Origin of the sequence: Pedobacter aquatilis (genome assembly GCF_032678405.1) — a bacterium.
GTDB classification, from domain to species: Bacteria; Bacteroidota; Bacteroidia; order Sphingobacteriales; family Sphingobacteriaceae; genus Pedobacter; species Pedobacter aquatilis_A.
In genome coordinates this window covers 124564-150063 of the sequence record NZ_JAVTSJ010000003.1, presented here as the reverse complement: position 1 = coordinate 150063, position 25500 = coordinate 124564, and the positions used below count along the sequence as shown (strand labels likewise).

Genomic DNA, 25500 nt, shown 5'->3' with positions numbered 1-25500 from the left:
TTAAAGGAAATAAAAAAAGTGATGTGTAACAAACACATCACTTTTAATTATTCTTATCGTCTTGCGACGGATATATTGTTAAACTAATTCTTTCTGAATCAGGTACTCTGCAATTTGAACTGCATTTGTTGCAGCACCTTTACGTAAGTTATCAGCTACGATCCAAAGGTTTAAAGCTTTAGGTGCCGATTCATCTCTACGAATACGACCTACAAAAACCTCGTCCTTTTCATGTGCATCTTTAGGCATTGGGTATTTCAGGTTAGCTACATCATCAACAACAATAACGCCAGGTGCTTTTTCTAAAATACTGCGAACCTCTGCTAAGTCAAAATCGTTTTCAAATTCGATATTTACCGATTCTGAGTGACCCCCCATTACCGGAATACGCACTGTTGTAGCGGTAACTTTAATGCTGTCATCGCTCATAATTTTGTTCGTTTCCTTAACCATTTTCATCTCTTCTTTGGTATATCCATTATCCATGAATACATCAATATGAGGAAGAACGTTAAGGTCAATTTCATAAGCATAAGCTCTTGGGCCATCAACACCTTTACGTTCATTCATTAATTGCTCAACGGCTTTAACACCCGTTCCGGTAACCGACTGGTAGGTAGAAACTACAACGCGTCTAATTTTATATTTATCGTGCAAAGGTTTCAATACCACCACCATTTGTATGGTTGAACAGTTTGGATTTGCAATAATTTTATTATCGATAGAAAGCTCGTGAGCATTTACCTCTGGCACAATTAATTTAATGGCAGGGTCCATTCTCCATGCTGAAGAATTATCGATAACCGTTGTCCCTGCTTCTTTGAAACGCGGAGCGTGTTCTAATGAAGTATTTCCACCTGCAGAAAATAAAGCAATATCAGGTTTCATGCTAATTGCAGTATCCATGCTAACGATTGGGAACTTCTTACCCTTAAAAGTAATTTCCTTACCAACGCTCTTTTCAGATGCTACGGGAATTAACTCTGTTAAAGGGAAATTTCTTTCCTCCAATACTTTTAACATAACGGTACCAACCAACCCGGTTGCACCTACTACTGCTACTTTCATTTTAAATTTTAATTTTTATATTTATTAAACATTTGATATAAGCCCAAATATGAAGAAAATTCTGCTTATATCCCTATTGTTATTTTCTAAAATTGCATTTTCCCAGGTTTCCGATTCATTTGATGATGGTAATTTTACTCAAAATCCCAGCTGGAGTGGCGATACGAATAACTTTCAGATTAATGAACAAAAGCAATTGCAATCAAAAGGACAGCAACTTGCATCGCAAACTATTTCACTATCCACAACAAATCAGCTAAGTTTAAACGCAAGCTGGGAGTTTTTAGTGCGGCTGAATTTTAATCCAACAACTACGAATTTCGTGCGGATTTATTTAACCTCCGATAAACAGGATTTAAAGGGAAGTTTAAATGGATATTTCGTACAGATAGGGGAAACAGGAAGTACTGATGGTTTTCATTTATACAAGCAAACGGGCACTTCTACAACCAGGATTATAACGGGGCCGCAAAAAAACAGAGCAACAGCAGCTGTTGTTTTTGCTAAAATAAAAGTTACCCGAAATGCTGCGGGAAGATGGGAATTGTATACCGATATAACCGGAGGTAATAATTTTAACCTCGAAGGAAGCGTTACCGATAACACATTTACTTCTTCGGCATTTGCTGGAGTATTTTGCCGGTATACAACTGCTACGCGTTATAACCAGTATTTCTTTGATGATTTTAAAATTGAAGATTTAACACCTGATACCACTCCGCCGTTTATTAAGAATGTTGTTATTAACGATACATTTTCTCTTGATGTTACTTTTTCAGAGGCTTTGGAAGCAAATTCAGCTATACTAACGAGTAATTATAACCTGTTACCTGGCTATGGTAATCCTTTGAGTATCGCTCCTACAGCTTCATCAAATGTCTATCGCCTAACATTTCCAAAGGATTTTATCTCAGGTGATTATATTCTAGCAGTTAAGAATATTAAGGATGTAAAAGGAAATGTGATTGCAGAAAACAGTTCAGTTGGTTTTACTTACATCAAGCCCTATAGTGCAAATTATGGTGACGTTGTGATTAACGAAATATTTGCTAATCCAACGGGTAGCCCGGCTTTGCCTCAGAAGGAATTCGTAGAAATCTGGAATACCACAAACGAATATATTTTGACAAAGGATTGGAAATACGCCGATCAAACGTCCGTTTACACATTTCTAACGGATACGTTAAAGCCAAATCAACATGTTATTTTAACAGCAAAAGCTGATGAAGGATTATTTCAAACTTATGGGAAAACCATTGGGTTGTCGCCCTGGCCAAGTTTAAATAATGATAAAGATGTACTTACTTTAAGTGATCATACAGGTAAAGTAATAGATAAAGTAGCGTATTATGATACCTGGTATAAAGATGATGTAAAGAAAAAAGGAGGTTATAGTCTGGAGCTTATCGACCCTAAAAATATTTGTGGTGGTATACAGAATTGGGCCGTTTCTACAGATGCGTCAGGAGGAACTCCAGGTAAAGCGAATTCTATCTATCGTACTCAGCTAAGTACTGAAATACCAAAAATTTTATCAGCAACCATTACCGATAGCGTCACCGTTCAGGTAGTTTTTTCAAAAGCGGTTGATAGCTTGTCGGCCGTTCAAACGATAAATTATTCCATCAATAATGGAATGGGAAGTCCAAAAACTGTAGCTATTTTATCCCCTGATTTCAATTTGGTTACTTTGCAATTCTCATCAGCTTTGACAAGAGGGGTGGAGCATACTTTATCCCTAACGAATTTAACCGATTGCGCAGGCAATATAATTAGCCCTACAGCTAATACAGCGAAGTTATTTATCGCCAGGAAAATTGCAGTGAATGATATTTTGATTTCGGAGATTTTATTTAATCCGAAGTCTGGAAGTGTTGATTTCGTAGAAATTTATAATAATACTGATCATGTGCTGGATTTAAAGGATTTGCAGCTTGCCAATGCTGATGCGAATGGAAAAGCAGGAAGTATTAAAAACCTTTCGGCTAAAAACAGTTTTATCCTGCCAAAAACGTATTGGGTAATCAGCACAAACACTGCAAGTATAAAAGCAAATTACATTTGCGAAAACCCAGATAACTTCGTCCAGTTAGCGTCATTACCATCCTATAACAATGACAAAGGAACAGTAATTTTATTAAACAGTAACCTTCAGATAGACCGGTTCGATTATAATGAAAAAATGCATGTGGCTTTGCTTCAAAATCCTGATGGTGTTTCGTTGGAAAGGGTTTCCTTCCTGAAAGGAGCAAATGAGAAAGGTAATTTTAAATCTGCAGCAGCATCTGTAGGGTTTGCAACACCAACTTATAAAAACTCGCAAGAACCAAATGGAGATGAAAGTTATGTTAAGCTACAATCTAAAACTTTTTCACCCGATGGTGATAATTATGAAGACGTTTTAAGCCTTGATTACCAGGTTACGGAAAATACAAGTTTCGCAACGGTATTAATATACTCTGATAAAGGGAGGTTGGTTAAGAGTCTGATGAAAAACCAATCCATAGGTACTAAAGGAACTTTAAGCTGGGATGGTTTTAACGATACCGGACAAAAAGCTGCAGTTGGAATTTACGTGATTTTGTTCGATGTATTCGATTTGAGCGGGAAAACAAAACGATTTAAAAATACCTGTGTGTTAGCCGCAAAATTAAATTAAAGACTTACGAAGTTTACTTAATTTCAATTGTAAATTTCGTAAGTCTTAAAAGTTTTATATCAAATTTGCTTTAATATAATCGCAACTGGTTTTTATTGAACCAATCGGGTTTGGATTGTAATTTGTTTCGTGTTCTACAAAATAATGTTGCATGCCCGAAAGTTTTGCCTGAGCAAATATCGATTTGAAATCAATTGAGCCTTTGCCAACCTCCGTATTCCACTCTGGTTTTGCTTTATCCATGTCTTTAACGTGCCACATGGTAAAACGGCCAGGATATTTTTTAAACAAGGCAAGCGGGTCGTTTCCAGAACGTACGGCCCAATATAAATCTAATTCAAAATTTACCAGGTTTTTATCTGTTTCTGTTAAATAAACATCGTAGCCTGTAGTATCGCCCAGCTTTTTAAACTCAAAATCGTGGTTATGATAAGCGAATTTTAAGCCCGAAGCTTTAGCAAGTTCCGCAACTTTATTAAAATCATCGGCTACTTTTTTAAAGCCATCCACACCTTTATCCATATCTACATGAGCACCGGCAATGGTGAAATATTTGCCACCAATTGCAGCTGAAGATTCTATATCTGCCTTTAACTTATCAGTTTTACCTGTTTTGGAAAACTCGTCCATTCCATAATGGCCACTTGGTGCTTTCAGCCCGTTATCTTTCAATAACGTTTTGAACTCTTTTGGTGTTAAACCCCAGAATTTTCCATTTGAAAATCCATAAGTTTCAACCTCTTTGTAACCAGCTTCGGCAACCTTGGCAATTACACCTTTAACATCGGCAGGTAATTCTTTACGCAAAGAATAAAGTTGTAGGCCTACATTTTTAGTAACCTTATCAAAAGCAAAAGATGGCACCAACAAAGCTGCTCCTGCGGCTAATCCAACCTGTTTTATAAATGTTCTTCTTGAGTTCATGTTAAAGCTTTTAGGTTATATCAATTCTTTTTTAATGTAATCGCAACTGATTTTTACCGATTCGATTGGATTTGGTTTGTAATTAGTTTCGTGCTCAACAAAGAAATGTTTCATGCCTGAAAGCTTGGCTGCAGCAAAAATTGTTTTGAAATCAATTGAGCCTTTACCAACTTCTGTATTCCACTCTTTTTTGGTTTTATCCATATCCTTAACATGCCACATGGTAAATCTTCCCGGATTTTCTTTAAAGAGTTTTATCGGATCTTTACCCGAGCGTACAACCCAATATAAATCAAGTTCGAAATCTACAAGGCTTTTATCGGTTCCGCTTAATAAAATGTCGTAACCCGTAGTGTCACCAATTTTATCGAATTCGAAATTATGATTATGATAAGCGATGCGAATTCCGGCATTTTTACAAGCCTGGCCTGCTTTATTAATTTTTAATGCCAGTTTTTTATAGTCGTCTGCATTTTTTCTGATGCTTTGGTCTAACCAGGGCACAGTAACATACTCGCTTCCTAAAACTTTGGCAGCAGCAATCGCAGCTTTTAGTTCGGCTTCGTTATCATCAATTAAATAACTGTAATGTCCGCTTACTGCCTTTAATCCATTATCGTCTAAAATCTTTTTAAACTCTACAGGTGTTAAGCCCCAGAACTGGTCTTTTATAGAGAAACCATAAGTTTCAACTTCTTTAAATCCAGCTTTAGCAACTTTTTCTAAAACACCTTTAACATCTTTTGGAAGTTCATCACGAAGTGAATACAACTGTAGTCCTACTACTCTCTCGCGTGGAGCAAAAGCAAAAGAAGGAATTAAAAGTGCAGCTGCGGCTGCCATACTACTATTGGTAATAAATTTTCTTCTGGATATCATAATCATTTAAATATCGCAAATAGAAATGGCCTTTTTTAAGGAAGCCAGTTTATCTGCATTTTTAGGTATAAATTCTTGTGCTACGAAACCTTTAAAGCCTGTTTCGAGTATGGCTTTCATAATTGCAGGATAATAAAGTTCCTGTGTATCATCAATTTCATTCCTTCCCGGAACCCCCGCTGTATGGTAATGTGCAATGTAGTTATGGCTGCTTTTTATAGTGCTGATCACATTACCTTCATCGATTTGCATGTGGTAAATGTCGTATAGTAGTTTGAAATTTTCAGAACCTAAACGTTTGCATAATTCAACTCCCCATGGTGTATTATCACACTGGTAATCTTTATGGTTAACCTTGCTGTTTAATAATTCCATCACGAGGGTTACATTGTGTTTCTCAGCCAAAGGGATTAATTTTTTTAGCCCTTCAACACAATTATTCCAACCTGTTTCGTCGTCAATGCCCCTGCGGTTACCACTGAAGCAAATCAGATTTTTGTAGCCGGCTTCTGCAACTTTAGGAATCATTTCTGAATAGTTTTTTACCAGCTGATCGTGAAATTTTTTATCGTTAAAGCCATCTACAAGATTAATTTCTGCACCGTTACACATGCTCGAGATTAGGCCATGCTTTTTAAGTACAGGCCAATCTTTTGGGCCAACCAAATCAATTCCGGTTAGGCCAAGTTTTTTAGCTTCGATACATAAGGCTTCTACATCAAGGGAACTAAAACACCAGCGACAAACCGAATGGTTTATATTGCCTTTCAGCTTTGTTTTACTTTCGGTTAAATCTGTTTTATCCATAGCCAATGCAGAAAAACCAGAAGAAACACCTATTGCAGTAGTGCCAGCAATAATGTTTTTTAAGGCATTTCTTCGGTTTACGTTCGATTGCATGTTATACAGTTTTAGGGTCTATTTCTGCTTTTGTTTTATCGTTGAAAACTAAAGCAAAAAGTACGAAAACAACTGCAGCAATACCTGCAGGAATAATCCAAACCATTTTCCAGTCCATAACGCCTTCGGCAGATTTGTAGGCGTCAGAAATTTTACCTGCAACGGCAAATCCGATTAACATTCCTACACCATAAGTTGCCAATGTAATTAAACCCTGAGCAGAGCTTTTGAAACGTTCACCAGCTTTAGAGTTCGTATAAATCTGTCCTGAAACAAAGAAGAAGTCATAGCAAACACCATGTAAAGCGATACCTAAAATTAACATAAAGCTTAATTCTCCTGCATTTCCATACGCAAATAATGCATAACGAACCGCCCAGGCAAGCATACCAACGAGAATGGTCATCTTGAAGCCGAATCGTTTAAAAAATACCGGTATAAAAAGTAAGAAAATTACTTCCGAAGCCTGACCAATAGTCATTTTTCCGGTTGGGTTATCTACACCAATATCTGATAAAAATGGATTTGCATTTTGATAGTAAAAGGCAAGAGGGATACAGATAAGGATTGATGAGATGAAGAAAATTAAGAAGTTTTTGTCTTTTAATAATTTCAAAGCATCCAAGCCTAATACATCTGATACTGTAATTTTTTCATCTGTAACTTTTGGAGGTGTTTTAGGAAGTGTAAAGCTAAATAATCCAAGTACTAATGAAACTATTCCTGCCATTAGAAAAGTATTTTTTAAAAGGCCTGACTCCGTTCCTTCTTTAGAATCCCAGTGAAAGAAATAGCTGATTAATAAACCAGCTGCAATCCAGCCGATTGTGCCCCAGATACGAATGTTTGAAAATTCTTTTTCGGGGTCTTTCATCTGGTTAAATGAAACCGAATTTACTAATGCCAGAGTAGGCATGAAAAGAATCATGTAACCTAACACATAAGGATAGAAAACGCTAATGTCTGTTGCATTATACATCTGATACATTAAAACTGCACCGATAATATGTAAAACGCCTAAAATTCTTTCAGCATTGAAATACCTGTCGGCAATTAAGCCCACAATAAATGGCGCAATAATGGCCCCCCATGATTGGGTTGAAAATACAGCTCCGGTTTCTGCCCCGGTAGCTTTTAAGTTATTACCCAGAAATGTTCCTAAGGTAACAAACCATGCGCCCCAGATAAAAAATTCCAGGAACATCATGAAAGAAAGTTTAAAGCGAGTAGTGCTATTCATTTGGTTATTTGGTTTAGAAATAGTTAATAAATTATAAAAGAGGGAATAATTTTCACATTATAAATTCCCTCTTATTTTCAGTAAATTATAATTCTTTAATAGAGATGTTTTTATACCAAACCTCATCGCCGTGATCTTGCAGGGCGATTTTGCCGGTTTTAAAAGTACCCCAATCTTTCCAGGTTGCAAACTTACTTCCTGCTATAAGTGTTTTCCAGTTATCGTCCCAAAGAGTTGTTTTTACAACTGTAACACCATTTAAAATTAAAGTTAATTGTCCCTTTTTGCTGATAATCTCAGCTGTGTTCCATTCACCAACAGGTTTTACCGGTTCTGATGAACTTTTAACTAAATCATATAAATCTCCTGCACGGTGCTTAGTGATTTTTCCGTCAGGATGACCATCATTATCAATCACCTGCATTTCCAATCCGGTAGAGTAGGTTGCACCAAATTTAGGATCTTCGTGAACATAAAAAATTAATCCACTGTTTGCTTTTGGCGTTACTTTCCAGTCGTATTTTAAGTGGAAATCGCCATATTCTTTGTCGGTAACTAAATCGCCACCGCCATCTTTGCCTTTTGTTGCCAAATCTAAATGTAAAGCACCATCCTGAACCTGCCAGGCGCTACCTACAGTAGTTTTGTTATACGTGTGCCAGCCTGTTGTGGTTTTGCCATCAAACAACGGTTTGAAGCCTTTTTGTGCTTGAGATACTTGTGTTACGGCTAACAGGATACAAGCTGATAAAAAAATCTTTTTCATTGTATTATTAAATTATCGTCATTGTAAAGTATGAAGCAATCTATTTGTTAAAGATTGCTCCATACCTCTCAATAACAGAATTATTTTAAAGTGTTAAATTATTCCAGCCTTTGCGGTATTCGCGTTTTACAAACTGGTTTGCTTCATCAAAATTAGTAACTTTCATGTTGTCATTATCCCAAAGCATTTTTGTATACCTTCCTGGATAAGTAACCTTTCCATTAACTGTTTTCTGAATATCGAAGCTTCTGATTGCAAGATTAGCCATTAACAATGCTTCTGTAAGTGGCCCTGCAATTTCGAAAGGAGAACTAACCTCTTGCTTGCCATAACCTGCAATTGCAGCTTCTACCCATTGTTTATAGTGACCATTTGCGCCATCAGGTACACGGGCATATTTAGGTGCAACTTTGATATCATTATTTCTGCTTAAAGGTAAAAGTTTCGGATTTGCGCTATACGTCTCGCTCATCATTTTACCTTTGGTCCCTATAAATAAAGTTCCGTTTCCGCCATCACCAAAGGTTTCATTAGCTTCAAGCTCTGCCGGACGTTCAGGTTGAATACCACCATCCATCCAATGTAAGGTTACATCACCTTTGGTTTTATTTGTTTTAGGGAATTTTAAAGTAACATGGCTTGATGGAGGGCAGCTCTCAGGGAAATAGCCTCGTTTAAATTCATCAACATAAACAGAGCCTACGCTGGCTTCAACTTCTTTTGCATATTTTAGATTTAACACGCTGAAAGGCGCTTCAATTAAATGACAACCCATATCACCTAATGCTCCGGTTCCGTAATCCCACCATCCACGCCAGTTAAAAGGCACTAATTTATCTACGTAATCTTTATCAGGTGCTGTGCCAAGCCATAAGTTCCAGTCTAATTCTTTAGGAATTTCGGCTTTCTTATCAGGCCATGGAATACCCTGAGGCCATACCGGGCGATTTGTCCACGCATAAACCGTATGAACATCACCAATTAAACCAGCTTCATACCACTCTTTCATTTGGCGTGGACCATCATTCGAAGCACCCTGATTACCCATTTGCGTTACTACCTTATACTTTTTAGCGGCAGCAGTTAAAATACGGGCTTCGTAGATATCATGCGTTAATGGTTTCTGAACATAAACATGTTTGCCAAGCTGCATGGCTGCCAACGCCTGGATTGCATGGTTATGGTCAGGGGTTGATACTGAAACAGCATCGAAGTTTTTGTGTTCTTTGTCGAGCAATTCTCGCCAGTCTTTATAATATTTAGCTTTAGGGAAAGCTTTTACACTTGCTGCGGCTCTTCTATCATCAACATCGCAAAGAAAGGCAATATCTGCCTTGCCGCTTTTAGCGAACATTGCGATATCACTTTGTCCTTTACCACCAGCACCAATACCAGCAACGAGTAAACGATCGCTAGGCGCTAAAAATCCTCGGCCACCTAAAACATGGCGTGGAACAATCATAAATGCAGCGGCAGCAATAGCGCTGGTTTTAATAAAATCACGGCGGTTACTCGTGGTTTTATTTTCTTGCTCTGTTTTCATTATTCAGTAGGGTTTATATTAGGTTTTTATTTTTTTAATGATAAAATATATTTTGCCATTAATTTAGCATCTTCCTTTTTCAAGGTTGCGTGTGCTGTCATTGGCATTGTACCCCAAACACCGGTTCCTCCTTTGATGATTTTATCTGCCAGGTAATTAATGTTTTTTTCTGTCGCCGGATATTTTTTAGCAACATCAACATAAGCAGGGCCGATAATTTTATTTGTTTTATTATGGCAACCCAGGCAGTCAGATTTATTGATTAACTTTTCTCCTGCTGAAATTTGAAAAACAGCATGGTTATTTTTTGTAACGATAGCAGCAACAGCTTTTTCTTTATTTAAATCAGCTTTTGAAAAAGACGCCATGAATATTACCACTGCGCCTAAAATTAAAAATGTTTTTTTCATGTGTGTTTTGTTTTTGTTGATATTCAGCTTGCTAAATCGTTTTATATGTTTTTTTCAATCAGCAAGTTTTCATTTGTGTGTTTTACTATTTTTTATAAACCTAATATTTTTTTGTTGAAATCTGCATCGCTTCCAGAAGCTGCAAAATCATCAAAAGCTTTATCGGTTACTCTTATAATATGGTTTTTAATAAATTCTGCTCCTTCGCGGGCACCATCTTGCTGGTTTTTAATGCAACATTCCCACTCCATAACTGCCCAACCTTTAAAATCGTACTGAGCTAATTTACTAAAAATCGTTTTAAAATCAACCTGTCCATCTCCAGGTGAGCGATACCGGCCAGCACGGTTTGCCCAGCTTTGGTAACCACCAAAAGTACCTTGTTTGCCCGTAGCATTAAATTCTGCATCTTTTACATGGAAAGCTTTTATTCTTTCGTGGTAAAAATCGATGTATTGAATATAATCCAATTGTTGCAACACAAAGTGTGATGGATCATACAATAAGCATGCCCGAGGGTGATTGTTTACTGCTGCTAAAAACATTTCGTATGTTTCACCATCAAATAAATCTTCACCGGGGTGTATTTCGTAGCAAACGTCAACACCGCAGTTGTCAAATTCATTTAGTATTGGTGTCCAGCGTTTTGCCAGTTCTGCGAAGCCTTCTTCAACCAAACCTGCAGGGCGCTGTGGCCATGGATGGAAATATTGCCAAAGTAATGAGCCGCTAAAAGTTGCGTGGGCATTTAAACCTAAATTTTGAGAAGCTTTTGCCGCATATTTCATTTGTTGCACCGCCCATTCGGTACGGGCTTTAGCATTTCCATGTACTTCTTTTGGTGCAAAAGCATCAAATAAATCGTTGTAAGCCGGATGAACAGCCATTAACTGACCTTGAAGGTGTGTAGAGAGCTCAGTGATTTCCAAGCCATACGAAGCGATTTTACCTTTAAGCTCATCTGCATAAGTTTTACTTTCGGCAGCTTTTTGCAAATCGATAAACCTCGAATCTAATGTTGGCATCTGAATACCTTTAAAGCCTAATCCTTTTGCCCATTCGCAAATGTTTTCAAGCGAGTTAAACGGCACTTCATCGCTAATAAACTGCGCTAAAAATACAGCTGGTCCTTTTATTGTAGTCATTTTTGATTAGATTTTATAGTCCCACCACTTCTGGTCAGAATTACTTGAACTTACCACATTCTCTATAAATGCCATTCCACGAATACCATCGGTTGTATTTGGGAAATCGAGCATTTCTGCTGTTGGCTGTTGGTTATTCAGTTTAGCATCAACTGTTAACGCAAAATTTCTGTAAATATTTGCAAATGCTTCTAAATAACCTTCGGGATGGCCACCTGGTGTACGGGTATTGTGTTTAGCAAAACTTCCCATATAGCCGTTTCCTGTTCTGTAAATCTGGGCGGGTTCGTTTAACCATCTTACAATTAAGGTATTTGGTTCCATCTGGTGCCATTCTAATCCACCTTTTTCACCATATACTTTGATTTTTAACGCATTTTCCTCACCTGCAGCAATCTGCGATGCAATTAAAACACCATTCGAACCATTATCAAATTTTAATAATAAGTTACCGTCATCATCGATAGCCCGACCAGGTACAACAATACTTAAATCAGCACAAATTTTAGTGATTTTTAATCCTGAAATATATTCTGCCAAATGCGCTGCATGTGTACCTATATCGCCCATGCTACCGCTTTTTCCGGTTTTAGACGGGTCAGTTCTCCAGGCTGCCTGGGCATTTCCTTCTCTTTCAGAAAGTGTGCTTAGCCAACCTTGAGGATACTCTACAACAATTTTTCTAACTGCTCCTAAAGCACCTTCGCTAACCATTTGTTTAGCTTGTTTAACCATTGGATAACCCGAATATGTGTGGGTTAAGCACAGGGTTAAACCAGTTTCTTTAACTTTAGCGTCAAGTTGTTTTGCTTCTTCTAAAGTTAATGTCATTGGTTTTTCGATTACCACATTGAAGCCTAAATCAAGTGCCATCATAGCAGGGGCGAAGTGGGCAAAATTTGGCGTAACGATAGTAACAAAGTCTATTCTTTCGTCAGCAGGTAGTTCGCTTTCCGTCTTCAGCATTTCTTCGTAGGTCTTGTAAATCCTGCTATCGGGTAAAAACAGTATTTTACCTGATTCGTAACCAACTTCAGGGTTTACACTTAAAGCACCCGCAGATAGTTCAATCAAACCATCCATGTTAGCCGCAAGGCGATGTACAGCACCGATAAAAGCGTCTTTTCCACCGCCTATCATGCCCATTCTTAGTTTTCTTTGCATAACGATTTGAGGTTATATGGTAAAAGGTTTAAGGCGATAGGTATGTACCTTGCGCCTTAAACCTTTCAGCCTTTACCTTTATTTAAATATTGTTTTTCTTTAATTCTTTTACTGCATAATCAGCCGCACGAGCTGTTAAAGCCATAAATGTTAATGAAGGATTTTGACACGCAATAGATGGCATACAAGCTCCATCTGTTACAAATACGTTGTTCACTTCGTGCATTTGATTCCATTTATTTAATACAGAAGTTTTTGGATCGTTCCCCATTCTGGCTGTTCCCATCTCGTGGATTGCCATACCCGGATAACAGCCGTTATCGTATGTTTTGATATTTTTCATGCCAGCTTTTTCTAACATTTCAGCAGCATCATTCATCATATCAACACGCATTTTTTTCTCATTCTCTTTGTATTCGCAATCAATTGCAAGTACTGGCTGGCCCCATTTATCTTTTTTGGTTTTATCGATATAAACCCTGTTTTCGTAATAAGGTAACATTTCGCCAAAACCACCTAAGCCCATCGACCATTTTCCTGGTTTAGTCATTTTTTCTTTCAAACCAGAACCGAATGATAGCTCGGCTACATCACTTTGCCAATTTGCCCTGCTTGCACCACCCTGGTAACCGAAACCACGCAAATAATCGCGTTTATCGTTGCCAATGTTTTGATATCTCGGTACATAAATTCCATTAGCACGACGACCATAAGTATATCTGTCATCAAAGCCTTCGGCTTCGCCAGATGCCCCACAACGGAAATGGTGATCCATTAAGTTATGACCTAACTGACCGCTACCATTTCCCAAACCATTAGGGTGAGCCTCGGAAGTTGAATTTAAAAGGATGAATGTTGAACCAAGTGTAGAACCATTAACGAAAACAATTTTAGCATAAAACTCCATTGTTTGGTTGGTTTGTGCATCGATAACCATTACACCTTTAGCTTTTTTCGTATCCTTATCGTAAATAATATGATTAACGATAGAATATGGTCTTAAAGTTAAGCGCTTTGTTGCCATTGCAGCCGGAAGGGTAGAAGATTGTGTACTGAAATAAGCACCAAACGGACAACCACGGCTGCATAAGTTACGATACTGGCAATTGCCACGACCTTTATGCGGAACAGTTAAATTGGCCACACGACCAATCATCATGATGCGTTCTCTTTTGTAATATTCTTCGATACGGGATTTTACCGATTTTTCAACAATGTTTAAATCCATTGGTGGTAAAAATTCCCCATCAGGACAAGTTGGCCAGTTTTCTTTTGAACCACTGATACCTGCAAATTTCTCTGCATAATCGTACCATGGTGAAAGTTCTTTGTAACGAATAGGCCAATCGCTACCATGACCATCCTTCGCGTTATCTTCGAAGTTATGATCGCTTAAACGATAGCTTTGACGGCCCCACATTAATGATTTACCACCAACATGGAAACCACGATACCAGTCGAAACGTTTATCTTCAGTATAAGGACATTCAAGGTCGTTTACCCACCACTTTTCATTTGCTTCCTGGTAGGGATAATCTCTTTTTTGAACCGGGTGAGTCCGTTTTTGTTCCTCGGTTAACCGGCCGGCATGTTTAAACTCCCAAGGGCTTTTCATTGCCGTTTCATAACCAGTAATGTGCTCAATGTTCATTCCTCTTTCGAGCATTAAAACACGTAAGCCTTTTTCTGTAAGTTCTTTTGCAGCCCAGCCGCCACTAATCCCCGATCCTATAACAATAGCATCGTAAGTATTTTCTGCTTTTAAATTTGTATTTAAATTCATGATGTTTTGTTGTTGTGGTTAGAAATTAGGTAGCCCATGATTTTTGACCCGGTTTTAATGGTGCGTTACCATCAAATCTTCCTGGTACAAGTACATATGCACGGGCTTTTGTGCAACCAATTTCCGAAGAATAGTAGCCTAATAAAGTTAAATCTCTTGCTGTGATAAAGAAATAAACCAAATCTTTGTTTTCTTCAGATTTAGTTTCTTTTTGTGCCAGCGAAATTGCCCTTAAATCGATCATTAACTTAGTTCTTTCAGGAACCGTAAGCGCAAGGTAGTTTTTACCGAAATCCTTTGTCGATTTATCCTGAAGTTCTTTAAAACCTTTTGCAAATGAGGTTTGCATCTCTTTAGGGTAGCAATCCTGCATCATCATTGGGATAAACTTGCCTAAACCTGCAGCTTTTGCACCACCTGATGATTTTGTTGTGGGAACAATTATATCTGCAAATTCTGCAAAGATTTTCTCATCCTGTAAGGAATAGGCAACGAAATTTTTTTCGTTTTCAGGGAGCGTAAAACTTTCGAATAAAACGCCCATTGTACTTGCCGAGATTGCGCCTCCCAACAAAAATGCAACGTTCTTTAGTGCTTCTCTTCTATGCATCGTCTTCGTGTGTTTTATATATTGGTTATCTATATATTGGTTGGTAATATTAGAAAAAATATGGGATAAATTCTGCTTAAAATCTTGTAAATAAATACTCTGCAATGCGATTGTTACTGAATGGAATTGTTCTAAATAAGATGCTTTTTATGGCTCTAAATATGCTTAAAGGCATATTTAGAGCGGTTTTTACTTCGTGTAGAAAATACATTTAGTGCTAATGAATATTGTATTTACTAATAAATGTTTTTGGGTTAACTTATTGCATGTTTTTATTAAATCAGCAAACTGTTTTTTATGTAATTATAACTCTCAGTTATGCTTTGGTAAACATCTTTTTTAACCAGGTCCTGTTCTGCAAAAATGTAGTCTAATCCAGCAGTTTTGGATGCAGCAAAAATACTTTTGAAATCTATCTGGCCTGAACCCACTTCTGTGAAAACACCTTTGTCAGCCTTGTCCATATCTTTAACGTGGAACATTTTATAGCGGCCTGGATTTTTCTTAAACATTTCTACCGGATTTAAGCCTGCATTAACTGCCCAGAAAATATCAAGTTCGAAATTTACCAGCTTAACATCTGTTTCATTCAATAGAATATCAAAACCAGTTGCACCGTTGCCCTGATCTTTATATTCGAAATTATGGTTGTGGTAGGCAAGCTTTAATCCCGATTTTTTACATAGTTCAGCAGCTTCATTAAACTTTGCGGCCATTTTTTTGTAATCATCTAAAGTACCGTTAGTGCGGATATCAGTAGGCAAAGCAGGAATTACAAAATATTTCTGATTAACACTAGCGGCAGTTTCTATATGCGATTTTAATGTTTTATCGCCACCACCCGATAAAAATTCAGTTGTATTGTAATGACCGCTTGGCGAGCTTAGGTTATTATCTTTTAAAAGTGATAAGAAATCTTTCGACTCAAAACCCCAGAAGCCTTTTACCTCGTATTTTCCCGGATAGCCGTAATAGGTTTCAACCTGATTATAACCAATGCCTGCAACCTTTTCGATTGTACCTTTTACATCAGCTGTTAGTTGCTCTCTCAATGTAAAAAGCCCAATACCTATTTTGGATATTTTGGCCTGATTTGCTAAAGCTGATGAAATGAATGAAGGGCTTAAATAAGTAGCTGCTACGGCTAAGCCTGCTTTTTGTAAAAATGATCTTCTGTTTGTCATGATAATTGTTTAATTAATTAAGAAAGCCGGAACTTTCGCTCCGGCTTAATTTTGTTAAAATGAATAAGCTAATGAACCCCAGAATGTGCGTTGTAATAACGTTCTTCCGATTAGCAAGGTTCCAGGAGTAATGGTAGAGAAATCTCTGAACTGATCTCCTCTAACATCGCCTTCTGTTAGCACTTTTGCATTTAACAAGTTGTCTGCCCAAAATCTTATTGCAACTTTCTTTGTGAAATTATATCCGGCGCCGGCTTTCATTACCACATAAGCCGGTAATTCATAGCTATCGCTTGGTGATGTATACCTGCTACCCACATAGTTTGCTGCAACGTATAAATTAAATTTCTTGTACTCATAATTAGCACCTAACTCCGTATTTAGTACGGGAACTCTTTCGGTTCTGTTTCCAGTGAAACTATAGATACGATTACCAAATTCTGCCGCAACAGCTGCGTTGCCACTTGTGTTAGCTTCGTAATCAGTATATTTAGAATCTTGTAAAGTTCCGGTTAATCTTAAACTTAAAGGTTTTGCAATTTTGTACGATACTTCGTATTCAGCACTGAAAGTACGAGTAGAACCAAAGGCAACTAAAGCCTGCTGACCAGCAGCTACCGTAGGTACATTGATGGTTAATGATGTATTTTTAATGGCTGAATAACTACCTGAAGCAAAGATTGCAAGATTGTTTTTAGCATATTTAAAACCAACTTCTCCTAAATATACCGGACGTTTTTTAATGTTTGCCGGGTTGTAAGCCGAAGCATTATAATCGCCAATGTTTGGTGCATTGTAAGCCTTTGTAATACGGGCAAACATGCTCGATGTATTGCTGATTTTGTAGTTGGCACCCATTGATGCAGACCAGTTTGTTAACGTTTCGTTATATGCGGTGTAACCTAAAATGTTTGGTGTTGCACCAGCCGATATATTTACTGTTCCGTTGGCATTAAGTGCGTAGTATGGTCTATCACCTTTAACATTCTGGTTATCAATCCTTGCACCAATATCTAAACGCCATTTTTCAGAAAGTTTAATCTCATCACCTGCATAAACAGATAAGGTTCTTGTATCGCCAATGAAAGTGTTTTTAGTTTGGATAGTTCTTTCTAAAGCTGTTGGCGATTGTAAAATAATGCTTGGATGTTCCTTAAATTCAGTGTACGAACGGAAAGCATAGCGTAAATCATCACGGTTATATTGGTGAATACCAGCACCAATGTTTAAACTATGGTTTTTAATTGTCTTCTTTAAATCAAGGTAATCTACAACCTGAATATCGTGGTTAATTTGTCCGTTGGCATTTGAAGTAATCACATAATCGCCTGCTACAAACGGTGCAACTGCTCCACCTGGATAGTAGTATGGAGTAGCCGCCGTTCTTGCTGCAATACCTGCAGCTGCTGTATATATACTATTTGTGTGTGTGTTCTGGTAACGGAAGTTGTTTACAATCTGCCAGCCGCTGTCGGTAGTGTAATTAAACTGGAAACCTGCCGAACCTAATTTGGTATGGATACCATCTGTCAGACTGAAATTGTGAAGTCCTGTAGCCGGGTCAGTGTAGCTCCAATCGGTTTGTCTTGGCACAATAGATTGCTCAGCCATGTTGTAATCACGATAGGTTGTTGGCTTGCCTGTTCCATCATATGGATAATAACTGGTTAATAAGAACTGAACTTTATCATTCAGGTATTTTCCGTACACACGGATGAAACCTTTATTATTTTTAAAGTTGAAAGTCATGTTACCCTTCACTTGTCCGCCTCTGTTTGCCGGATTAAAGCCTTGATCAACCACTCCATTATCGGTACGGTAAAAACCGCCAATGTTATATTTTACATTATCGCTGATTTTTCCACCTGTATTCCCATCAAAACGATATAATCCCTGAGAAAAACCGGTAGTGAATTTAAACTGACCGTATTGTTTGTCGGCACCTACATAACTGATGTTGTTTACTACAGCACCTGGTGTATTTGCCTGAACAATCGAAGCGTTACCTCCTCTGATGGCTTCTATGTTCTGGATAGTTAAATCTGTTTTATAATATTGGTCTACCGATGGGTTAGTGTTGAAACCTGTTGGAAGCAATGGTAAACCATCCTCCTGAATACCTAAAAAGATATATCCACCTTGCTGAGGAAAGCCTCGTACCCAAACGTTACCCGGACCATCACCACCAGTACTTTCTACAGTTAATCCCGGAATAGCTTTTAGTAAATCAGTACTGTTTAAAGGTGCTCTGTTGGTAATATCTTTATTGCTTACTGAAGTTAAAGCCACACTACTCTCTAATTTTTTCTTCGGATTACCGCCAGTTACCATTACACTCTCCAATTGAAGATTATCTTCAGAAAGACTAATGTTTAACGTTTCATCGGCATTGCCGGCAGATAAGTTTACTTCTTTAGAGATGTAACCAACGTAACGAACTACTAAAATACGGCTATCAGCAGTTAGTCCCTTTAAAACGAATGCGCCATTCAAATCGGTTGTTGTACCAATAGTTTTCCCTTTTACGGTAACAGATACACCCGGAATTGGCTCGCCTTTACTATCGGTTACTTTACCTGTAACCGTTCCATCAAAAAGTGCAGTTGGTGCATACTCAGGCTGGTTAATAGGTAGTGTAGAGTAAAGTAAAATCTGATCTTTAAATATTCTGTAACCTACATCGTACGATTTTAATGCGTTTTCAAGAAAATATTTAAGTTTTTGATTAACAATGTTTACGCTGATTTTTCTATCAGAGTTAATCAGTTTCGGGCTGTAAACAAATTTAACATTAGTTAAATTTTCTGCCTTTTCAATAATGCTCTTAATATCCTGGCGGTCGGCTTTAATAGATATTTGCTTGTTCAGGAAATCCTGAGCCTCAACATCTTTGGCGAAAGCACCGCAGGTAAAAATTATTATTACTAGTATTTGATAAATCGAATTTCTCATTGCAAATTTCGCCAGGGAAATAAGTTGTTTTTTTTTCATAAATTTGGTTATTGTTCATTAAATGATTGGATTTATTGGACATAGAAATACCCTGAATACATTTTAATGTATTTAACTCGCCGGCAATGCCCCACATTGTCGGCTTTGTTTTTAAAAATATATCAGGTTTTTTTGGAGCCGCGACTACGGACTGTTTGAGATAAAATTTTTCTTCATAATCATCATATATTGGTTAGTTTTTAATAGAAACCAGAATCCTGGTTCCTGAAATTGAATATTTGCCTGAAATAGACCCACAAATTAGGCTAAGCTGATCATACAAGCCTTTGTTAGTTACGTCGCCGGTAAATGTATAATCTAATATTTGCTCGTTATCTGATTTAATTTCAATACCATAAGCTTCAGATAAGGTCTTAAAAATTGCCCTTAAACTTTCTTCTTTAAAATTGTAACTGATATTGCTTGGCTCGTTGTAAGCAATAGCAAGTGGAATTGGTTTCTCAACTAGTGTGGTTTTTATTTTATGCTCTGCGAAGAGGCCTTTCTGGTTCGGTGTTAAAAGAACAGCTTTCGCTACTTTACTTCCTGGCAGGTTTATAAGGCTGCTTTCTGTATTTTCATTTACCTGAACTTTACCCGTTCTAACCGATACTTCGGCTGGCAGGTTTTCTGATGATTCTTTTACAAAAAAACTTGTGCCTAATACACGTACAACTAATTTGTTATTGTAAACGTAAAAAGGTCTTTTCGGATTTTTAGTAATTGAAAAGAACGCATTACCTTTTAAATAAACCTTGCGGTTATTTGCGGCAAAGGTTTTTGGATAAATTATATTGGCATTTGGCTGTAAGGTTACTTTACTCTCATCGTTTAAATCAACTACAATTGGAGAAGCTGAGGTGTTGGTTTTTGAAATTAAATCTAATCCGCTGTTTTCATCCATAAACGAACTTTCAGCATGGTTTTTAGAAACATATAATCCAGAAATAACAAATGCAATGATTACTGATGCGGCAATTGCAGTTTTAAGCCAGATCAATTTCAATGTTCTTGGTTTTTTTCCTGTTTGTGTATTGTTTTGCAGTTTTAACCAAACATTATCCTTCATTTCATCTAATTCAGTCGAAGAAAGATTATCGATATTTTTATCCCCAAGTAAACCATACCATTGGTCGAGCCACAGCTTTTCACTTTCAGTACAGTTACCTTCCTGGTATCGGGTAAGCAAATCGAAAAACGATTGTTTGTTCATAAAGAATATTTGGTTAATTATATACAAGTAACATAATTCGGGTATTACCCTAAAGCTACTTCAAGATTTATTTGTAAAAACTTGTAAGTTGTTGATTTACAAAACAAAAAAAACGTAAAAATTTTTAAGATGTTCTTTTATGCGTTTAAGTGAGCGGGTAATATGGTATTCTACAGCTTTTTCAGAAATATTAAGATCGTTGGAAATATCTTTAACCGATTGATGCGAATAACGACTCAACCTAAAAACTTCCTGTGTTTTTGAAGGCAACGAATTTAAGCTGAACTCAATAATTTCAGTTAAATCTTTTAAACCAACAATGTTGGCTGTATCATCACTATTTTGCCGATAGGCAATTTTTTCGTACTCGATATATTTGTTTGCAATAACTTCGGCTCTGATGTGGTTAATAATCCCAAATTTTAAGGAGCCATACAGGTAATTTTTAATTTCTTTTATTTCGGCAGTTTCCCGTTTTTCCCAAAGGGAGATGAAAATATTCTGAACCAGTTCCTGGGCTATCACCTTATCACCTGTTTTTTTATAGGCATGCGCCAGGAGTTCTTTACTATAAGTAAGGTATATTTTCTCATAGGCACTCACATCTCCTGATTTAAGACGATTCATTAGATCCGTAAAATCTTCTGGTTGAAGAATGCTCATAATATTTGGAATGCAGGTAAATGTAATAATTTATTTCCTTTAGCATCAATAAATGAACGTATAAATACTTGTGTGCTGGTTTATATGGAATAAATCTATTTTAACGCCATTAAAGCTAATCACTTAGTTTAAATATTTTATAGCCCTTTTATCTCATTTTTTTACCTTTGCTCATTCTCAATAAAAAATATGCAGGAAAATATAATTGTTTTAGGTTCGAACGGACAAATTGGTACCGAACTGGTAACCACATTACGTAAAATATATGGTGATGATCATGTTGTGGCATGCGATATCCGCAGACCCGATTACGATATAAAAAATTCGGCACCATTCGAATTTGTTAACGTTTTGGACAAAGAAATGATTAAGGGTATTTTTCATAAGTACAAACCAACACAGGTTTATCTGCTTGCTGCATTGTTATCTGCAACCGGAGAGCAAAATCCTAAATTAGCCTGGGATTTAAACATGAACGGTTTGTTAAACGTTTTAGATTTGGCACTCGAATATAAAACAGCTAAAGTTTACTGGCCAAGTTCTATTGCAGTTTTCGGGCCAAACTCTCCAAAAGATAATACACCTCAATATTGTACCATGGACCCAAATACGGTTTACGGAATCAGTAAATTAGCCGGAGAAAGATGGTGTGAATATTATCACCAGAAATATGGTTTAGATGTAAGAAGTATCCGTTACCCTGGATTAATTAGCTGGAAAGCTGCACCAGGAGGCGGAACAACAGATTATGCAATTCATATCTTTCATGAAGCGTTAAAAAAAGGTAGTTATCAGAGCTTTTTAAATGCAGGCTCAGAATTGCCAATGATGTATATGGACGATGCTATACGCGGAACGATTGAATTGATGGATGCACCTGCAGACCAGATTTCGGTAAGAAGCAGTTATAATTTTGCGGGTGTAAGTTTTACCCCTGAAATTTTAGCGGCAGAAATAAGAAAACATATTCCGGATTTTAAATTATCTTACGTCGATAATGATCCCCGTCAGCAAATTGCTGATAGCTGGCCTCGTTCTATCGATGATAGTTTTGCCGCAAAAGACTGGAACTGGAAACCGGAGTTCGATTTATCGAAACTTACAATTGATATGTTAAATAATTTAAAGAAAAGCTAAAGCTTTAAGCAAAAATAAAAATAAATAGAGTTGATAGTAATTTCAAGGCTGTGCCTTGATACTTGATACCAAATACTTGATACTTAATAAAATGGGAAGAGCATTCGAATTTAGAAAAGAAAGAAAATTTAAGCGTTGGTCTAAAATGGCGGTACAGTTTACCCGTATTGGTAAAGATATTGTAATGGCTGTTAAAGAATCAGGACCAAATCCTGAAACTAACTCGCGTTTACGTACGGCCATGCAAAATGCTAAAGCTGTAAATATGCCAAAGGATAGGGTAGAAGCGGCCATTAAGCGTGCTTCTGATAAATCTTTGGCTAACTATGAAGAAATTGTTTATGAAGGTTATGCGCCACATGGTGTTGCTGTTTTAATTGAAACTGCTACCGATAACACTAACCGTACAGTTGCAAATGTTCGTAGTTATTTCAATAAAACTGACGGTTCTTTAGGCAAAACCGGTTCTTTGGATTTTGTTTTCAACAGAAAATCTATTTTCAGGTTCGTACCAACAGAGAATTTAGACCTTGAAGAGTTAGAGTTTGAACTAATTGATGCCGGTTTGGAAGAATTATATGTAGAAGCTGATGAGGAAGGTAATGATGTTGTTGTTGCACAAGGTGCTTTTGAAAATTTTGGTTCTTTGCAAAAGGCACTTGAGGAAAAGGGTATTGAATTAAAGAGCTCTAAATTGGAGCGTATTGCTTTATCACATCATGAAGTTACTGAAGAACAAGCTGCTGATGTGTTAAAATTAATTGATAAGCTTGAAGAAGACGATGATGTTCAGGCAGTTTATCATAACATGGCCGAATAGTATTTCTATCTCAAAACAAAGCCCCGGAAGTTTTAAATTTTCGGGGCTTTGTTTTTTATTTTTTGTGCGAAAACAACCATGGTAATAATTGTGGTTCTTCAAAAGCACTATCCCAGCTGTTATGATTAGCTTGCGGATATAGCGTGAATTTTACTTCATCGCCAACAGTTTTTAAACGTTCTGAAATGGCTATAGAGAATGCCGGGTCTACAACATCATCCTTACCACCATGAAATATCCACAATGGTACAGTTTTATACTTATCTATGTTGTTGGTGTTATCGCCCCCACAGATAGAAATTGCTGCCGCAAATGTTTTTCTTTGTCTTCTAAGCAATTCGAAAGTACCCATTCCACCCATAGATAAACCACCAACATAAACCTGCTCCTTATTTACAAATGGTTTTTTAAGAAAATCTTTAACCATAGCTTTTAATGCATGCATGGCTTTTGTTGGTTTTCCACCTTCAACAAAGCTGAAGGTTCTCTTACCTTGCTCATTAGGAGCAATGTTTACATTGGCCCAGTAATCGTTGGCGGGGCATTGCGGAAAAATAACGATTGCCGGGAAGTTCTTCCTTACATCGTCTTTTAAAAATAATTTACCACCATGTACCAGCTGACTTTCATTATTATTACCTCTTTCGCCACTACCGTGTAAAAAAAATACGACCGGATATTTTTGCGCCGGATTAAAGTTTTCAGGAAATAGAATCCGGTAATAGATAGAATCTTTTCCTTTTATAAAGTTACCCTTATCATATTTATTCAGGTCCTGGGCTTTTGTAATAAACACAAAAGCCATCAGAAAAACAGTCAGCAATATTTTCTTCATGTAGCAAAATTAAAAAACAACAGCTATTCTGCAATAGACTTATGTTGTGGAGAAGTTTTATTAATAAGTTCCTCTGTATAAGTGGTCAATTCTTTTCTCATTTACCCTTTTTAGCGGAATTTGCATACCTCCGGTATGTTCCAGCCAATCCCACATCTGTTTCTTCAAATCGCCGGCGATTTCAGCATATTTTGGGTCTCTGATTAAGTTGTTCATTTCTTCGGGGTCGTTCTTAATATCATAAAGCTCATTTGCATCCCAAACCCCATGATTAAAAATATATTTGTATTGATTCGTTCTTACGCCGAACATGGTTGGTGTTTGAGGGAATGCCCATTCCCAATAATACTCATAAAAAATTTTATCACGCCAGGCTGTTTTCTTTCCAGATAGTAAGTTTAAAAAAGAGTCTCCCTGAATCTGCTCTGGTTTTTTAATTCCTGCCAGTTCAAGCAATGTCGGTGCAACATCTATATTTTCAATCATCTCATTAATTACCGTTCCAGGTTTTATCAGCCCTGGTGCATAAGCTAACATAGGTACTCTAATCGAAGCCTCGTATAAATCGCGTTTATCAATAAGGCCGTGTTCGCCAAACTGAAATCCGTTATCACCCATGTAAATTACAAGCGTGTTTTTATCCAGACCTTCTTTCTTTAATTCGGCCATAACCTGAGCTATACTTTCATCAACACTTAGCAAAGTTTCGTTATATCTCCTGTAGAAATCGATAAAGTCAATTCCGCCATCGTACATGTAATCTACACCATGCCAGCTATTCCTTTGTTTCCTCACCCAAAGCGGGATGTCGGCTTTATTTAGTTTGGTTTGAGGTTCGGTAATCCTACCATATTTTTTACTGGAATCAGTGGCGGTGATATACATTGAAGGTGGGCTGATAACTTCCATGTTTTTGTATTTACCGGCATGTCTTTTAGCAGGTTCAAAATCGGCATGAACACCTTTATGAGAAAGGTATAACATGAAAGGTTTATTCTTATCACGCTTATGGATAAAATCTACTGCATAATTTGTTAATAAATCTGTGGTATAGCTATCCTCGGGCTGTTTTATTTGTTTGCCGTCGATATTAAAAACCGGGCTGTAATATACACCCTGACCTTTAAAACTGATCCATTTATTAAATCCGGGTTGAGGTAAATCATCAGTATCGCCCATGTGCCATTTACCCATAAATGCAGTTTGATAACCATGTTCCTGCAGGTATTGAGGAAAAAACTTTAGCCCTTCAGGCATTGGAGCATTATTATCTACAATAGTGTGAGTATGAGCATACTGTCCGGTTAATATTGAAGCCCGGCTTGGCGAACATAAGGAGGTAGTTACGAAGGCATTTTTTAAGTATGCGCCATTTTTGGCCATAAAATCCATTACCGGTGTTTCCAAACCTGGTACTTTTCCGGTAAAACCCATAAAATCAAAGCGATGGTCGTCGCTTAAAATGAATACAATGTTAAAAGGCTTTTTATTATTTGCTACCTGACTAAAGGCGATATTTACCATCACGGCAACTGCAATACATGTAATTATCAATGATTTCCTCAT

At 37.2% G+C, this 25500-nt stretch carries 21 protein-coding genes; 3 read left to right on the top strand and 18 right to left on the bottom strand.

The features are described from left to right. Positions 1-78 precede the first annotated feature (78 nt). Complete coding sequence (locus tag R2R71_RS09930) at positions 79-1068, bottom strand: aspartate-semialdehyde dehydrogenase (protein WP_316831124.1); 990 nt, start codon at positions 1066-1068, stop codon at positions 79-81. A gap of 49 nt (positions 1069-1117) precedes the next feature. Here R2R71_RS09930 and R2R71_RS09925 point away from each other — a divergent pair, with 49 nt between their 5' ends. After that, positions 1118-3727 carry a lamin tail domain-containing protein gene (locus R2R71_RS09925; RefSeq protein ID WP_316831123.1) on the top strand — a complete coding sequence of 870 codons (2610 nt, stop codon included), beginning with the start codon at positions 1118-1120 and terminating at the stop codon, positions 3725-3727. A 54-nt stretch (positions 3728-3781) separates the two neighbouring features. On the opposite strand, the gene R2R71_RS09920 is transcribed toward R2R71_RS09925, so the two are convergent. From R2R71_RS09920 to R2R71_RS09850, 15 genes are all read right to left on the bottom strand, one after another. After that, the gene (locus R2R71_RS09920; RefSeq protein ID WP_316831122.1) at positions 3782-4651 is read right to left on the bottom strand and encodes a sugar phosphate isomerase/epimerase; all 870 of its coding nucleotides are present in this window, start codon (positions 4649-4651) and stop codon (positions 3782-3784) included. A 15-nt stretch (positions 4652-4666) separates the two neighbouring features. Continuing rightward, positions 4667-5530, bottom strand: a complete 864-nt coding sequence (locus R2R71_RS09915; protein WP_316831121.1) for a sugar phosphate isomerase/epimerase — start codon at positions 5528-5530, stop codon at positions 4667-4669. Between the two features lie 6 nt (positions 5531-5536). Then, positions 5537-6430, bottom strand: a complete 894-nt coding sequence (locus tag R2R71_RS09910; protein WP_316831120.1) for a hydroxypyruvate isomerase family protein — start codon at positions 6428-6430, stop codon at positions 5537-5539. Position 6431: 1 nt separating this feature from the next. Beyond that, the gene (locus tag R2R71_RS09905) at positions 6432-7670 is read right to left on the bottom strand and encodes a nucleoside permease (protein ID WP_316831119.1); all 1239 of its coding nucleotides are present in this window, start codon (positions 7668-7670) and stop codon (positions 6432-6434) included. An 85-nt stretch (positions 7671-7755) separates the two neighbouring features. Further along, positions 7756-8436, bottom strand: a complete 681-nt coding sequence (locus tag R2R71_RS09900; RefSeq protein WP_316831118.1) for a DUF1080 domain-containing protein — start codon at positions 8434-8436, stop codon at positions 7756-7758. An 85-nt stretch (positions 8437-8521) separates the two neighbouring features. After that, positions 8522-9979: a Gfo/Idh/MocA family oxidoreductase gene (locus R2R71_RS09895; RefSeq protein WP_316831117.1), complete on the bottom strand. Its 1458-nt coding sequence runs from the start codon at positions 9977-9979 to the stop codon at positions 8522-8524. A 26-nt stretch (positions 9980-10005) separates the two neighbouring features. Continuing rightward, a complete protein-coding gene (locus R2R71_RS09890) occupies positions 10006-10389 on the bottom strand; it encodes a c-type cytochrome (RefSeq protein WP_316831116.1) in 384 nt (127 codons plus the stop codon). A gap of 92 nt (positions 10390-10481) precedes the next feature. Then, positions 10482-11534: a sugar phosphate isomerase/epimerase gene (locus R2R71_RS09885; protein ID WP_316831115.1), complete on the bottom strand. Its 1053-nt coding sequence runs from the start codon at positions 11532-11534 to the stop codon at positions 10482-10484. Between the two features lie 6 nt (positions 11535-11540). After that, a complete protein-coding gene (locus tag R2R71_RS09880; RefSeq protein ID WP_316831114.1) occupies positions 11541-12698 on the bottom strand; it encodes a Gfo/Idh/MocA family oxidoreductase in 1158 nt (385 codons plus the stop codon). Positions 12699-12780: 82 nt separating this feature from the next. Next, complete coding sequence (locus tag R2R71_RS09875) at positions 12781-14481, bottom strand: GMC family oxidoreductase (RefSeq protein WP_316831113.1); 1701 nt, start codon at positions 14479-14481, stop codon at positions 12781-12783. A 25-nt stretch (positions 14482-14506) separates the two neighbouring features. After that, the gene (locus tag R2R71_RS09870; protein ID WP_316831112.1) at positions 14507-15091 is read right to left on the bottom strand and encodes a gluconate 2-dehydrogenase subunit 3 family protein; all 585 of its coding nucleotides are present in this window, start codon (positions 15089-15091) and stop codon (positions 14507-14509) included. A 275-nt stretch (positions 15092-15366) separates the two neighbouring features. Then, the gene (locus R2R71_RS09865) at positions 15367-16275 is read right to left on the bottom strand and encodes a sugar phosphate isomerase/epimerase (protein ID WP_316831111.1); all 909 of its coding nucleotides are present in this window, start codon (positions 16273-16275) and stop codon (positions 15367-15369) included. A 54-nt stretch (positions 16276-16329) separates the two neighbouring features. Then, a complete protein-coding gene (locus tag R2R71_RS09860) occupies positions 16330-19266 on the bottom strand; it encodes a TonB-dependent receptor (protein WP_316831110.1) in 2937 nt (978 codons plus the stop codon). 193 nt (positions 19267-19459) lie between these two features. Beyond that, positions 19460-20479, bottom strand: a complete 1020-nt coding sequence (locus R2R71_RS09855) for a FecR family protein (protein ID WP_316831109.1) — start codon at positions 20477-20479, stop codon at positions 19460-19462. 96 nt (positions 20480-20575) lie between these two features. Continuing rightward, positions 20576-21106, bottom strand: a complete 531-nt coding sequence (locus R2R71_RS09850; protein ID WP_316831108.1) for a sigma-70 family RNA polymerase sigma factor — start codon at positions 21104-21106, stop codon at positions 20576-20578. A gap of 225 nt (positions 21107-21331) precedes the next feature. Between R2R71_RS09850 and R2R71_RS09845 the strand changes: the two genes are divergently transcribed. Together R2R71_RS09845 and R2R71_RS09840 are read left to right on the top strand one after the other, a co-directional pair. Continuing rightward, on the top strand, positions 21332-22279 hold the full coding sequence (locus R2R71_RS09845; protein ID WP_316831107.1) for an NAD-dependent epimerase/dehydratase family protein: 948 nt from the start codon (positions 21332-21334) through the stop codon (positions 22277-22279). A gap of 91 nt (positions 22280-22370) precedes the next feature. Next, positions 22371-23099: a YebC/PmpR family DNA-binding transcriptional regulator gene (locus R2R71_RS09840; RefSeq protein WP_316831106.1), complete on the top strand. Its 729-nt coding sequence runs from the start codon at positions 22371-22373 to the stop codon at positions 23097-23099. Between the two features lie 55 nt (positions 23100-23154). Here the strand turns inward: R2R71_RS09840 and R2R71_RS09835 are convergent, their stop codons facing one another. Together R2R71_RS09835 and R2R71_RS09830 are read right to left on the bottom strand one after the other, a co-directional pair. Further along, positions 23155-23934 carry a dienelactone hydrolase family protein gene (locus R2R71_RS09835; RefSeq protein ID WP_316831105.1) on the bottom strand — a complete coding sequence of 260 codons (780 nt, stop codon included), beginning with the start codon at positions 23932-23934 and terminating at the stop codon, positions 23155-23157. 60 nt (positions 23935-23994) lie between these two features. Continuing rightward, on the bottom strand, positions 23995-25500 hold the full coding sequence (locus tag R2R71_RS09830) for a sulfatase (protein WP_316831104.1): 1506 nt from the start codon (positions 25498-25500) through the stop codon (positions 23995-23997).